The 14,707-nt window shown below is 26.7% G+C and carries 12 protein-coding genes; 8 read left to right on the plus strand and 4 right to left on the minus strand.

Annotated features, from left to right (window positions below):
• Positions 1–36 precede the first annotated feature (36 nt).
• Complete coding sequence (locus BLS77_RS01315; RefSeq protein WP_089965044.1) at positions 37–828, plus strand: hypothetical protein; 792 nt, start codon at positions 37–39, stop codon at positions 826–828.
• Between the two features lie 214 nt (positions 829–1,042).
• Entirely contained in the window at positions 1,043–1,207 is a 165-nt protein-coding gene (locus tag BLS77_RS19420; protein WP_139164803.1) for an iron-containing alcohol dehydrogenase, read from the plus strand.
• 273 nt (positions 1,208–1,480) lie between these two features.
• On the opposite strand, the gene BLS77_RS01320 is transcribed toward BLS77_RS19420, so the two are convergent.
• Positions 1,481–2,182: a DsbA family oxidoreductase gene (locus tag BLS77_RS01320; protein ID WP_089965046.1), complete on the minus strand. Its 702-nt coding sequence runs from the start codon at positions 2,180–2,182 to the stop codon at positions 1,481–1,483.
• A 271-nt stretch (positions 2,183–2,453) separates the two neighbouring features.
• Here BLS77_RS01320 and BLS77_RS01325 point away from each other — a divergent pair, with 271 nt between their 5' ends.
• Together BLS77_RS01325 and BLS77_RS01330 are read left to right on the plus strand one after the other, a co-directional pair.
• The gene (locus tag BLS77_RS01325; protein WP_089965048.1) at positions 2,454–3,185 is read left to right on the plus strand and encodes a metalloregulator ArsR/SmtB family transcription factor; all 732 of its coding nucleotides are present in this window, start codon (positions 2,454–2,456) and stop codon (positions 3,183–3,185) included.
• A gap of 358 nt (positions 3,186–3,543) precedes the next feature.
• Positions 3,544–5,838, plus strand: coding sequence for a bifunctional diguanylate cyclase/phosphodiesterase (locus BLS77_RS01330; protein WP_089965050.1), 2,295 nt, complete (start codon positions 3,544–3,546; stop codon positions 5,836–5,838).
• A gap of 55 nt (positions 5,839–5,893) precedes the next feature.
• Here the strand turns inward: BLS77_RS01330 and BLS77_RS01335 are convergent, their stop codons facing one another.
• A complete protein-coding gene (locus tag BLS77_RS01335) occupies positions 5,894–7,984 on the minus strand; it encodes a sensor histidine kinase (protein WP_089965052.1) in 2,091 nt (696 codons plus the stop codon).
• A 260-nt stretch (positions 7,985–8,244) separates the two neighbouring features.
• On the opposite strand from BLS77_RS01335, the gene BLS77_RS01340 reads away from it, so the two are divergent.
• Together BLS77_RS01340 and BLS77_RS01345 are read left to right on the plus strand one after the other, a co-directional pair.
• The gene (locus BLS77_RS01340; RefSeq protein ID WP_089965054.1) at positions 8,245–8,475 is read left to right on the plus strand and encodes a hypothetical protein; all 231 of its coding nucleotides are present in this window, start codon (positions 8,245–8,247) and stop codon (positions 8,473–8,475) included.
• A gap of 333 nt (positions 8,476–8,808) precedes the next feature.
• Positions 8,809–10,251, plus strand: a complete 1,443-nt coding sequence (locus BLS77_RS01345; protein WP_089965057.1) for a deoxyguanosinetriphosphate triphosphohydrolase — start codon at positions 8,809–8,811, stop codon at positions 10,249–10,251.
• Positions 10,252–10,361: 110 nt separating this feature from the next.
• Here BLS77_RS01345 and BLS77_RS01350 read toward each other — a convergent pair whose 3' ends face one another.
• Positions 10,362–12,335: an elongation factor G gene (locus BLS77_RS01350; RefSeq protein WP_089965059.1), complete on the minus strand. Its 1,974-nt coding sequence runs from the start codon at positions 12,333–12,335 to the stop codon at positions 10,362–10,364.
• A 299-nt stretch (positions 12,336–12,634) separates the two neighbouring features.
• Here BLS77_RS01350 and BLS77_RS01355 point away from each other — a divergent pair, with 299 nt between their 5' ends.
• Entirely contained in the window at positions 12,635–13,627 is a 993-nt protein-coding gene (locus BLS77_RS01355) for an alpha/beta hydrolase (RefSeq protein WP_089965061.1), read from the plus strand.
• Between the two features lie 160 nt (positions 13,628–13,787).
• Here the strand turns inward: BLS77_RS01355 and BLS77_RS01360 are convergent, their stop codons facing one another.
• Positions 13,788–14,270, minus strand: a complete 483-nt coding sequence (locus BLS77_RS01360) for a hypothetical protein (RefSeq protein WP_089965063.1) — start codon at positions 14,268–14,270, stop codon at positions 13,788–13,790.
• Positions 14,271–14,418: 148 nt separating this feature from the next.
• Here BLS77_RS01360 and BLS77_RS01365 point away from each other — a divergent pair, with 148 nt between their 5' ends.
• Entirely contained in the window at positions 14,419–14,649 is a 231-nt protein-coding gene (locus BLS77_RS01365) for a hypothetical protein (RefSeq protein ID WP_242873907.1), read from the plus strand.
• The last annotated feature ends 58 nt before the right edge of the window (positions 14,650–14,707 follow it).

Raw genomic sequence — 14,707 nt, forward strand, 5'->3', positions numbered from 1 at the left:
ATACTCTTTTGCTAGTATTAAAAGAGGGGGATAAATATGAATATATCTATTAATAATAGACAAGGTTTTAACACTTTAATAAACAATAAAAGTAATGAAAAAGAGGTTATAGATAAATCTATAAAAGTTGAAGATATTAAAGGAAATAAAAATTCTACTTTAAAGAAATTAGAGGAGTGGAAAGAAGATCTTATTATACAAAAAGGAAAGTTGCAAGAAGAAAAAGAAATGGATGCAGAACTTAAAAAGAATAAAATGAAACAAATTAATGAGGAAATAAATCAAGTACAGAAACAAATTCAGGAAATTGAATTGATTGAAAAAGAAAGAGAGATAAGAGAACGTAATGAGAAGCGTGAGGGAAAAAAACAAGAGAGCGATATTAATAAAGATGAAGTAAGAGATGGAATAATAATAGCTAGTAGCTTAAATAAGTTAATTGATGCAAATAATAATTTAAAAAACTCAAGAAATCTTAGGATAACTAAAACGAATATGGAAATGGAGCTAGGATACTTAAAGAAAGGCAATAGCGACAGCAATTTTGTGGCTAAACAAAAAGAAAAGTTAACAACTGGAATAGGTAATCTAGAGTTTAAGGCAAAAATGAAAGTAGCTGAATCAATTAGAAATGTAAATAAAAATGAATATAAAGCAGAGAATACTATTAAAAAAGAAACATTAATAAATGGAGATGATTCAGAATCAAAGAGATCAAATGAAAATAAAGTTAATAATAAAGTTAATAATAATAAAGAGAAAGATCAAAATGAAGACGGTATTAAGAAAAATGAGGAAAATGCAGAAATTCTAAATAAACAAGTCTAGTTTAGAAACTAATATAACTATTAGAGTTACAGCTGTATCCATTTAAAGAATAATTCAACATATCTTAATCCATCTGATCCAGATAGTTGCAAAAATAATATTGTTAATAATTTTATTTATTTTACAATGCCTAAAATAATTCACTTATCAGCAATAGTAAAGAATTATACTAAATAACAAAGGAAAAAATTATAATTAAAAGGAAGAAAATAATATGATGAATTTTAATTTTCAAAATTATACAAAACTTATATTTGGTAAGGATAAAGAGTTAACAGTTGGTAAAGAGGCTAAGAAGTTTTCTAGTAAAATACTTATTCATTATGGTGGAGGAAATATAAAGGCTAGTGGATTATATGAAAAAAAGTTGCATCTTTAAAAGATGCTAATGTAGAATTTATAGAGCCATCAAGGGTTAAACATAATCCAAGGTTATCACTTGTAAAAGAATCAATAGATATGGTTCTATATAGTTTAAGTTAGATAAATCTCTGTTAAATATTAGTTAACACTATATTTAACAGAGATTTTCTTATTGATTAATGTAATTTAATTCAACATTGATGTTTCAGGAATAATAAAATAAATAACAGACCAAAAATCAAGAATAATGGTGTTATTTCTAAGAAGAAGATCAGATACACAAAGTTTTTTACAGACAAGTACCATTGCTACATTTATTATCATCTTCCACATCTACGTTATCTTCTGATGATAGATCCATTTCAGAATAAACTTTTTCTAAAAAATCTAAGAAAACCGTACTTGGTTGAGCTCCAGATACTACATATTTATTATTGAAAACAAAAAATGGAACTGATGTTACTCCAAGATCTGCAGCTTTTTCTCGTTCTGCTTTTACATCATCTTTATAGCTATTTCCTTCTAACATAGAAATTACATCAGTTTTGTTAATTCCAACCTCTAAAGAAATATCACCTAGAACATTTATATCACCAATATCTAATGAATCAACGAAATAAGCTTTTAGCAATCTTTCAACTATTACATCTTCTTTATCTATAGATTTTGCATATTTAGCAAGTCTATGAGCATCAGCAGTATTATTTGGAATTAGATTTTCGAAGTTGTAATTTAAGCCAACTTCCTTAGCTTGAGTAACTATACCATCATTCATTTCTTTTGATTTTTCGTAAGTAATGCCATATTTTTTAGCAATGATACTATTAATATCAGCATTTTCTGTTTTTCTTGCATAAGGGTTAAGCTGAAAACTACTATATGAAATTTCTACATCATCTTTCCCTTTAAATTTATCTAAGGCACCTTCAAAATTTCTTTTTCCTATATAACAAAATGGGCATGCATAATCTGACCAAATTTCAACTTTCATAAATAAACCCTCCTTAATAATTATTATTAAATAACTATATATATCATTGCTTCTATAGATAATAGCATAAATTTTTGGATAGTACAAATTTGGTGGAAAAGTACTGAATTAAAGGACGTTATAATTTCTATAGCAAAGCAAGAATTTGCTAATAATATACTCTAGTAGCGTAAAATTATAATTTTTAATAAGTTACTAAAAAACATTGAAGTTAGTATATAAAAGTATTATAATTTAATTAAGCAAATGCTTAACTAGATGAGGCGATGTTATGGAAGAAGCAATAAAAATTTTAAAAGCATTAGGTGATGAGACTAGAATTGAAATTTTACGTCTTATATCAGAGAAAACCATGTCTGCCAAGGGAATAGCAAGTCACCTTAAAATAACAGAGGCAGCGGTATCACAGCAAATAAAGATTCTTAAAGAATCTGAATTAATTATTGGATATAAAATTGGTTATCATATTATCTATGATCTAAATGAAAAAAAATTAAAACATTCCATAAAGTTCATAGAAAATATTATAGATAATGATAAAACTAATATAAATGTACCTAGTGCTCTTAGATGTACTAAGAGCTGTAAGCATTTAAAGTGTGTTAATAATAATAAATTTAAGGAGGAATCTATAATGAAAGTTTGTTTTCCAGTAAAATCTAATGAAGGAATTAAAAGTGTACCATATGGTCACTTTGGAACAGCTCCACTATTTGTAGTATGTAATTTAGAAAATGATGAGGTAACTACAGTTGGAAATGGTGACTTAGGACATGAACATGGTAGTTGTAATCCTATTAAAGCATTATCAGGAGAAGCTGTTGATGCTGTAGTTGTTGGGGGCATTGGAGCTGGAGCAATTAATAAATTAAATTCAATGGGAATTAAAGTATATAAAGCTAGTGAGGGAAATATAGAAGAAAATTTAGTTTCGTTTAAAAATAATGAACTAAAGGAATTTCCAAGTAATCATTTATGTAGTCATGATGGATGTTCTCATTAGTAGCAAGATAATCACTATGTGAATATCTTGGTTTCTAGAAAACTAACAACCCAGTAATTATAAAATTACTGGGTTGTTTAATTTTGGGGTTATATAATTTAAATAGTATTTCATTATTTTTTTTATTCTAATTCTTTAAGCATATCCAAATAAATAATAAGAATACTGACTTGTTATTTATTTGGATACCCCTTAGATATAAACGTCTTCATTTATAATGTTAACCCATTATTTATTTACAGAGTTGTTTTGAATATTAGCTTTTTAGACTATAGAAAAATAGTAACTAAATAATGAGAAAATATAAAAAAAGTGGTATAATTAGGTTATTATTATAAGGAATATTGGAGGAAAAATAATGAAGCTGTCAAAAAAAGTAACCTTGATTTTTTTAATATCAACTATTTTTAGCTTAGGATTTTATAAAATTATGGCATATATAATGATTGATAAAATGTATAGTGGAGAAAATGAGAGAATAAGTGGAATTGCAGGTGGAGTAGTAACACGATTTAAGAGTGAAACAAATACCATTAAGGTGAAAGGCTTAGACTATGCAACATTAATAAAAGCTTCAAATAATATAAATAAAGACTTTGGAATAAATGATGGAGATTATAGAGTTGGACTGCAAGAAAAAATGGAAGAGGATAATATCGAATATAAAATAATGCTAAAAGAAGATCTTTCATTAGATAATATATATTTACATAGTGAAAATGATAAAGATGTGGTAAATAAATTAATTTCGGATGTAAAGGGAAATTATAATGGTGGCATGGAACCTTTTAATGATATTATTACAGCAAATGAAAAGTTCTACATTGTAGCGGTTTCACCAATTTTAAAGGATGGTGATAGTGAGGTAGGTAGAGGATATTTTCTGCTTGCAGAATGTATAGATGAAGGTTTAGCCCAGAAAATTGCAAAAGTATTAAGCAGAAATGTAAGCCTTGTTTATGAGTTAGAAAAACCATCAATTGCAAAGATGGGAACAACTGATAATAAGGAGACTATTATAAATGAAACTGATAAGGTAGAGGTTTTATCTTATTACAAAATAACATCAGTTACAGGTGAAGAATGTTATTTAAAGCTAAAAGAGAGCCTTCTTGTAAGGATAAGTGCTACTAAAACTATAAATAGATTTACAATATTAGTGAGTATTGTATTTTTAATTATAAATATATTGATATTTATAGCTATTAAAAATGTGGTTGTTAAAAGAATAGTATTTATTAATGATGAAATAAAAAAGGTTGCAAGAAATAAACAAAAAAATATAATAACTAATAAATTAAGAGGAAGAGATGAGATTAACGACTTAGCCAAGGATATTAGTGATATGGTTATATTTTTAGATAAGTCAATAGATAAGATGTCTTACTTAGCAAATTATGATACTGTTACAAATCTACAAAATAGATATAGCATATGTAATTTTATGAATACCCTTATTAAAGAAAAAAAAGACTATACCATATACTATATAGATTTAGATAACTTTAAAAGTATAAATGATAATTTAGGACATACTATTGGGGATAATGTTCTTTGCGGGGTTGCAAAGACTCTTTTGTCACTTGAAGAGGCTGAAGTAAAGGTTGGAAGGGTTGGTGGAGATGAGTTTATAATTATAAGAGAAGGGACAAGAAGTGATGAGGAAAGAATAGAGTTTGGAAATTATTTTCTGAAAGTTTTAAGACAAACATTTAAATATAAAAGTTATACTTATCATTTAAGTGGAAGTATTGGGATAAGCGCTTATCCAAAACATGGGGAAAATATTGAAACACTTTTAAAATATGCAGATATTGCTATGTATAGAAGTAAGAAGAGTTTTAATAACAAGGTTCAGATAATTTCAGAGGATATGATAGATGAAATTGAGGTTGAGGGAATGTTAAGTGATGCATTAAGTAGAAATGAGTTTATTGTTTATTATCAACCAATTTTAAAGTTAGGTTTAAATAAAATTGTTGGTGCTGAGGCATTAGTAAGATGGAATAGGTCTGGAGAAATAATACCACCTTCTAAGTTTATAGACATTGCAAAAAGAAGTGGAGAAATAGCTAATATTGATGCTATAGTTTTAAAAGAAGGGATAAGAGTAGCTAAAGAGTTTAGGGATAAAGGATATAAAGAATTCCAAATTTCTGTTAATATATGTTTTATGTTATTAAAAAATGATAGCTTTGTTATTGATTTAAAGGAAATGTTAGAGGAAATAGATTTAGAGCCTAATGCTCTTAAAATTGAGATTACAGAGGATGAAATATTAGATGATCCAAAGTATATAATAGGTATATTAAATGAAATTAAAAAAATAGGGGTACAAGTTAGTCTAGATGATTTTGGATCAGGTTATTCATCTTTTAATCACATAAAAATACTTCCTATTGATACTATAAAAATAGATAAAACTTTATTATTGGAGGTAGATGGGGATGATAAAAGTAAATCTATTATTGAAAGTATAATAAATCTTTCCCATTCATTAGGATTAGATGTTATATGCGAAGGTGTAGAGGAAGAAAATCAGTTAAGGCTATTAGAAAGCATAAATTGTGATAAGATACAAGGTTATTACATAAGTGCACCTGTTAATGAGGAAAAATTTAAGAAATTATTAGATAATTATTCTTTTATATGATTATATTAAAAGTGCCTCTTAGGTCAATTAAGATTGACCTAAGAGGCATTTTAAATTAATTGAGCTCATATATATCTGAAAATTCAGCAGAAATTTTTGAAGTATTGGGAACGTAGGTATTACAAATTATTTTATCATAAGGCTCCATAGATTTTACATTTGGTAGTAAAATAATAAATTCACTACCTCGCATTCTAGTACTATTTAGATAAACTCGTCCATTATGTAATTCAACTATTGATTTAACTAATGATAAACCAATGCCACTACCTTCTTTCTTTCTATTTAATGCATTATCTACTTGAATAAATTTATCAAATATTTGATCTCTCATTGAAGGGGGTATTCCAATACCATCATCATTTACTTTTATGCACACATTTGTATCTTTTAATGAGATAATAACATTTATATTGCCACCATTATTTGTGAATTTAATTGCATTAGATAATAGGTTTAACATTATTCTTTCTATAGCATAAGGGTCACATTTTATTTCTAATTGTTCTATTTCAGTATCAAATATAATATTCAATTTTTTTATTTCAATATAAGGTAATGTTGATAATGTAATATCTTCTATTAATTTTACAATATCATAGTTAACAAAAGTAAGATTAAAACTACCAGAATCTATTTTAGTAGTATCTATAAGGTTATCTATTAATTTTAAAATTCTTAAACAATTATGAGTTACACTTTTTTCATGTTTTCCATAATAGCCTTTAAATTTATCATCGTTTGTATCTTTAAACATATTTAAAAGCTGTATAGAGGAATAAATTATATTAATAGGAGTTTTAAGCTCATGGGAAAGATTTGCAAAAAATTGATTTTTGGTTTCTTCATTTTCTTTAAAGTCTTCATACTCCTTATAAACTTTAGTATAATTATCTAATAAGTTAACATGTTGAATAGTGCTTCTAATTTTATCAACCTTTTCCATGTTAATAAATGCTTCTTTGTAATTATTTAAAGCTGCATAATCTTTAGCGATTTTTTGATGGGCATATATAACATATTTTGACTCATACATAGAGGAAAACTCAAGTGCGAGTTTATGATACTCAAGAGCGTTTAAATAATCTTCAAATTCATAATAAATATCTCCAAATAAACAGTTTATTGTATAATCAGCATGACTAAATCTATATGAAGTTTTATAAACTGTATAAATTTCGTTTGATTTAGTAATCCAATTAAGTAATGTGTCAATAGATTGATTATTTAATAAAAGACCTAGTCTACATTTTATTATTAGTAACTGAGAGATAAATTGTAATCTATCTAGTTGTGGAAGTAATATTAAATTTTCTTGGATAAAGTCTATGCCTTTACCAATATAATCAATATTTGATTCAGTAGTAATATATAAATTAAGTAATTCTAAAGTGAATACACATTTCATTGTAATAGGTGGCACAGCTACAGTATCAGAAAGCAAATTTTCTAAGATTTTACAACCTTCGTTATTTCTATTTAAATCAATATATCCAGTAGCTATAAAATAATTAATCATAATTTTTAAAGTAACTAAATTGTATTTATTAGCTAAAAATAAAGCTTTTTTATATAGTTCAATAGCATAATAATTATCTTTAAGGTAAATAGCGTAAACTGAGCCTAAAATCATATAGGTTTGGGCAGAAAACTCATTTTCATAAAGTGTAAGCAAATTTAAAGTTTTTGCTATAAAACCAAAAACTTTACTTGTGCAAATACCTAGCCTTAAATTATGCAAAATTGTATAGATATATAGTTTACTTAAATCACAGTAGTTATTGTTAGAGGTGAAAATTTTTTCAGCTTTATTAAAACAATAAACATATTCATCTAAGTCGCTTAATATAAAATATAATTTAGATGCATAAAGATAACATTTACCTATGTAAGTCTCATTATTGGTAATAATACTATAGTATAAACACAAGTTAAAGTGATGCAATGATTTATCATTATTTCGTAAATTATCATCACATAGTGCAATTAGATAATGAATATACATTAACTCTTCTAAGGAAGAGGTATTTTCTTCATCTATAAGGTTTTCATATTTTGTAACAGTTGTAGTTAAAAAATTCATGTCCAAAGTAAGACTGTAAGAATACTCTAATGAACTAATTAAATTTTTCAATGTATTTATCATAAATATCACCTTTTATTTTTCATACTTTTTATATAATTGTAACATAAAATGCCAATAAAACACAAATTTTTCTAAAAAAGGATTGAATGTTAAATAAGTGTGAATTATCAACACTTTATTGTATGAATTTTACTCGGATAACTTAGACTTATATTCTATAGGCATTATATAGTTTATGGGACTACAAGTTTTCAATAAATAGGAACATTTGAAACTCCTATGAATATTATAAAACTATATAAATTATTAGGAGATTTTAAATGAATGGTTATGAATTAATTATGACAATTCAACGAAAAATGAAAGATCCGGAATTCGCTAATAGATTTAATAATCTTACAGAAGAATTTAATAATGTACCAGGAATGCAACAGGAAATAATGAGAATAGTACAAATACAAGATGAACATAGTAGACAAAAGGCTATGGAGAAACTACCATCTAAAGTTAAAAAATTAGCTAAGGAAATGCTTAGTCTTATAAATGATTAAGGCATTTAAAAAAAATAGCAAGTCAAGCTGCGATATATATTGGCTTGTTATTTTTTGAATATGACTAAAACTTATATTAGTTAGTTTTGTAATGTGCATTAGGTCAAATAAATCTTAGGACTTTTAGGAGTTCTAAGATTTATTTATTTACTACTATATAAGTAATATTCAAAAAAAAATAAATAGTTGAATAATAAAGTCTTTTTAGTTAAAGATTATAATAGGTCTTTTTATTTAGGAATTTAAAAGAAAACAAGGCAAGGTCAAATGTATATTTTGTTTTCATATGAATTATAAATATTAGATCATATTTGAAAAAAAGGGACGAATTTTATGGCAAAGCTAAAATGGAATTTAATTTTAAGTAAGAAAAGAATTAAAGATTATAAAGGTTCAAAAAAGAGTAGCGATATTAGAGATGAATTTGAAAATGATTATGACAGAATTTTATTTAGTGCTTCATTTAGGCGACTTCAAGATAAAGCACAGGTATTCCCCCTAGAAAAGCTAGATTTTGTTAGAACTAGGTTAACACATTCTTTAGAAGTTTCGTCTATTGCAAAGTCATTAGGAAGAAGTATAGGCAATAGTTTAATTGAAAAAACAAAAAATGATTCTGATAAAGTTACAATGGAAGATGTAGATGATATGTGTAACATACTTTCTTGTGCAGGGCTTATTCACGATTTAGGAAATCCACCTTTTGGGCATTTTGGAGAAACTGCTATAAGAGAATGGTTTGAAGATAAATTAAATGAAAATAAAAATGGAACATATACATTTAAATTTAATAATTATGAATTTACCTTAGATGAGCAGGAAGCAAGAGATATTTTGAATTTTGAAGGGAATGCTCAAGGTCTTAGAATATTAACTAAACTTCATTTTGTAATTGATAGATATGGAATGAATCTAACAATGGGAGTATTAAGCTCTATTATAAAATATCCTGTTTCTTCTTTAGAAATAAAGAAGGAAAATGTTTATAGTAAAAAGCTAGGTTTTTATAAAGCAGAAGAAAAAGCTTTTAGGGAAATAGTTGAAGCCACAGGCTTATATAATTGTAGAAATCCATTAGTATTTATATTAGAAGCTGCAGATGATATTGCTTATTTGTTAGGAGATTTAGAAGATGCTTTTAATAAGGGAATAATATCTCATGATATATTTAAATTAAGGTATGAAGAATTTCTTCAAGAAGAAGGTTATGAAGAAAAAACATTAGAAGAAAGTTTATCATTTTACCTTTCGAAAAATTATGATATAGCAAAAGAAGAGTATGGATATGAAGACCCTGGAGAATATGCCTTGAAATCTTTTATTATTAAATTGAATAAACATTTAAGAAGTTTTGTGGTAGAAGAGTTTTTAGCTTCATATGAATTAATCATGAATGGAGAATATAACGGGGAACTTATAGGAAATTCTAAAGGAAATAAAATTTCTATATTCTTAAGGAGTATATCTAATGAATATGTATATAATGATGATAAAATAGTATCAAATGAAATAGTAGGTTACAATATGATCCATAGTTTAATGAATACTTTTATTCCAGTAGCACTAAATGAAAATGTTAAGTTATATAAAGGCTATGATGGAAAAGTATACTCACTTATTTCTAAAAATTATAGGTTTATATGTGAACATAGTATAGAACAAGATAATTGTTCTAAGGAATATTGTAGGCTTTTATTAATAACAGATTTTATATGCGGAATGACAGATTCTTATGCTGCTTATATATATCAAGAATTAATGGGGATAAAAGTATAAAAGATATAAAAAAATAGACAAGAAAATTACTATAAGGCGGAGCTAAAAATAAATAATAAGTCAAAAATCCTAAGAATATTTGACTTGTTATTTGTTTAACTATTCCTAAATTATAGTGCTTTTCTTGCGTATAATATATATTTTGATCTGTTGATAGGATTAACACCTACAAAGTCTTTACTACTACCAAGCTCTATAGGACAAGGAGAATAACCACTAAATTTAGTGCTCATAACACCACGGCCAGAGGATAGAATTCCAAGGTTAATAGGATAATTTAAAGATGTTGAAACAGGTACGCTGCCAACTACAGTAAATATACCATTAATAATAGTTGGAGAATCAAATGCTCCTCTCATTGTAACTATATCATTTAAAACTTTGCTGCTAAACATTTCAGGAACTGAAATTTTAAAATCTATTAAAGGTTCTAGAAGTGTCATACCAAGTTGAGAGAACCCTCTCATAAGGGCTATAGCAGTAGCTGTTGTGAAGTCACCAGAGCGAGAATGCATTACATGATCTTCACCATCAACTAAGGTTATTTTTAAATCAGTAACATTCCATCCATATAAGCCTTGTTTTAATAATCTATCTAAATTACTTTCAATTTCACGTCGATACCTTTGTTTTATATATTCAGTTCTAACTTCACTTTCAAATATTATACCACTGCCAAGGGGAAGAGGTTCTATTAAGAAGGTAACAACTGCCCAGCATGGCTTAGGCATTGTATAGTATTCCTCGCAATAGCCTTTAATAGAAGGGGTTTCTTTGTATATAACAGAAGCTTCACTAAAACTAGCTTCTAAATTAAACCGTTCTTTTAATATGGTTTGGATAATTTCAATTTGAATAGCTCCAGTAATTTGGATATTTATTTCACTTTTATCTTTAATCCATTCCATATTTAAAAGAGGATCTTCAGATTGGAGAATTGTTAAGGCTTCAACTAAAGGAATATAGTCGCTAGCAATATTAGTATAAACTTTTAAAGTAAGAACTGGGTTTGCGATACTTGGCAATTTAGGGATGAAATCCTTAATGCCTAAAATATCACCAATATTACTATTAAGACCAGAAATCATAATTAATTCACCACTAGAGCCTTCTTTAATATCACAATCTTTATGATTAATTATTTTTCTCATTAAAGTTACCTTTTCTTTAATATCAGTTCTTATATTTAAAACACTATCTCTAGCTTTTAATTTTCCACTAAAGATTTTTATATGAGAAATTTTCCCGAAAGTTTTATGGTGGGATATTTTATAAACTAAAGCAGAAAATTCTTCGTTGTCTAAATTTTTAGGGGCTGGAATATAGTCAATAAGCCCGTCTAATAATTCTTCAATACCTACACCATCAATTGCAATACCAAAAAGAACAGGATAAATTTTTGCAGCTTTTGCTTGAATAATTATTTCGGATTTAACTTTATATAAAGTTAAAGTTTCATCATAAAATTCATCTAAAATACTTTCATTTTCTTCCCCTAAGAGAACTACTATATCTTCTATAATAGAAGAGTAGTTTACATCATTAATAGAAGATATAGTAGAAAATAAATCTTTCCTGTTAAATCCATTATCTAAAGTTTCTATTATTTGAAGTGGGATAAACCTACTAGTAAGTAGCTTTTTTATATCGTTCAAAACATTTTTAGGATCTGAACCAATTCTATCAAGTTTATTTATAAAAAATATAGTAGGTGTGTTCATTTCTTTTAATGTATTAAAATATATTTCTGTTTGAGGTTGCACACTTTCTACAGAAGAAATTACAACAACAGAACCATCTAATATACCAAGACTTCTTTCAACTTCACCAATAAAATCTATGTGACCTGGAGTATCTATTAAGTAGATATGAGTATCTTTATATTTAAAATCTATTTCAGAGGATTTAACAGATATTCCACGTTGCTTTTCTATATCCATAGAATCAGTATGAGTTGTACCTTTATCTACACTGCCAAGTGTTCTACTAGAACCACTTTTGTAAAGTAGTTGCTCAGTAACCGTAGTTTTACCAGCGTCAACATGAGCAACTATCCCAATATTTCTTATATTATCTTTAAACATAAAATTCTCCTCATAAGTTGAATAATAAAGTCTTTTTATCTTAATAATATAATAGCATGTTTAATTTTATCTTTCAAAGAATTATGATTTAAAGAAATGGATTAACTTGAATAGCCGTTTTATAAGTAGTAAAGTATATCATAAACAAAGTGAATAAAAATTTCACTTTAATAGTATATTATAAATATTAAATGTTTTTTAATATTTAACATGAATACAGGATTAAATTTTATATTATAATAAAATAGAGAAAGTAAAAAGAAATTATATTTTAAAAAATTAAAATGGTGGAGGGAAGTATGAAAAAAATATTAAAGTGGATAGGAATAGTGCTTTTAATAATTATCCTGCTCTTAGGTGGGTATATATATTCTATAAGAGGAAGGCTAAGCCTTTATAAAAGCATTGGAGAAAAATATATGGAGATAGCTAAAAATCCTCCAGTTATTAATAGTATTGAAGAGTTAAGTACTATGGAGTCTATGGATTATAAGGATGTAGAATATAATAATATTAATGGTATTGTACAAACTTTAGATATATATGGCCCTAAAAAAGATATAAAAGGAGGCTCACCAGTAATTTTATATGTTCATGGGGGAAGCTGGGCTTATGGAGACAAGAGCATACCAGATGTTATTTCTCCAGTATTAGATTCTTTTAGAGATGAGGGATTTACTATAATAAGTACATCCTATGAGTTGATGAGTGGTGAAGAAATATTTGGAAAACAAATTAGTGACGTTAAAGATACGATAAGATGGATTCACAAAAATAAAGAGAATTATGGATTTAATACAAAGGAAATTGGTGTTATAGGAACATCATCAGGAGCTCATTTGGCATTAATGGCTACATATACTGACGATGGTGAATTTAAAGGTGATGAGGATTTAGCAGGTTTTTCATCTAAAGTAAAGTATGTAGTTGACTTCTTTGGACCTACAGATTTGAATACATTAGATTTAAGTGCTGGAGGTGGGGATATTAATGAAGCAATAAAATCTGCAGAGGAAGAAAATAAAAAGGAAGAAGTGCTTAATACCTATAGTCCTATAAATTATGTGGGGAAAAATATGCCTAAAACCCTAATAATACATAGTAAGGCAGATAAAATAGTATCATATAATAATTCAGTAATATTGTATGATAAATTACAAAATACAGGTAATAAGGTAGATATGCTTACATTAGAAACAAGTAATCATGATTTGTCTGGAGTAAAAGATGAAGAAGGTTTAGAAATAGCTATGAAAATGTTGAAGTTTATAGTTAGAAATTCACCTTTATAAATAGTACAGACATTTAAGAAATAGAGCTTTTAAAGTGGGAAAGTGAAAGAAAATAAACTGGAATATGGGAAGTTATTTTTGAAAATAACTTATACACAAAAACACCCTATAAATAAGCTTTTTTAATTGCCTATTTATAGGGTGCTTTTTTTATAGAATTTTATGCATCAATAGCTTGATCTTCGTCAGGATTTGCAAATCCGAAAATAGATCTTCTTTTGTAAATAAATAATCCTAGTAAGCCAGGTAATATTAAACTCATTAATAAGCCTATTAATGATAATATGCTAAATCCACCCACAATAACACTGTAGATTGACCTAAGTAGTATAGCTATGAAGCATGAGTACACACCAACTTTTTTCTTGAATAATATTAATATTAAAGATATGAATATTATTATTGAGAAAACAAGAGAAATTGAGAAGTTTAATGTTGTTGCTTGAGCTAATGCAGTATCAGCTGCTGATTTAAAAAAAGTACTTCCTGATTGTGCAACAGCCTTTTGCCCTTCAATTAGTACTTGTCTCTTTTCTTCTAGATGTAATAAATTGTCAATAAGTGAATATATTCCACCTACAGAAAGTATAATATAAATAATTGAGCATGTAAGTATTCCGCCGCCTAATTTCTTTTCTTTCATTATTTTTCCTCCTTTTAAATAAATTACAAAATATTGTATAGTTAATAATTTATCATAGTTTTTACCATAAATCAATAAAAAAATTAATTCAAATTATTAGCTAATAAACCTATATTTCTGCATATATTTAAATATGGGGGTGAGTATTATGGAAAATAAGGATTTTAAAAGTGTTAAAGGTATGTTTTTTAGTGTTAGAAAAATAATAGCATTAGGAGTTACGGGTGTGTTTTGTTATTTAAGCATTAGTGGTAAAATAACTAGCACTGAATTTATACCGATTTTTAGTATGATAATAGGTTATTATTTTGGAAAATCGACAGCTTTAGATGGTCCAAAGAATATTAATCAAAGTGATGAAGAAAATTCTAACATATAAAATTAGCAGCGGATTTCTAAAAAAATAACAAGTCGATGTGCAAAATAGACTAGCATAT

This window comes from Clostridium gasigenes, assembly GCF_900104115.1.
Lineage (GTDB): Bacteria > Bacillota > Clostridia > Clostridiales > Clostridiaceae > Clostridium > Clostridium gasigenes.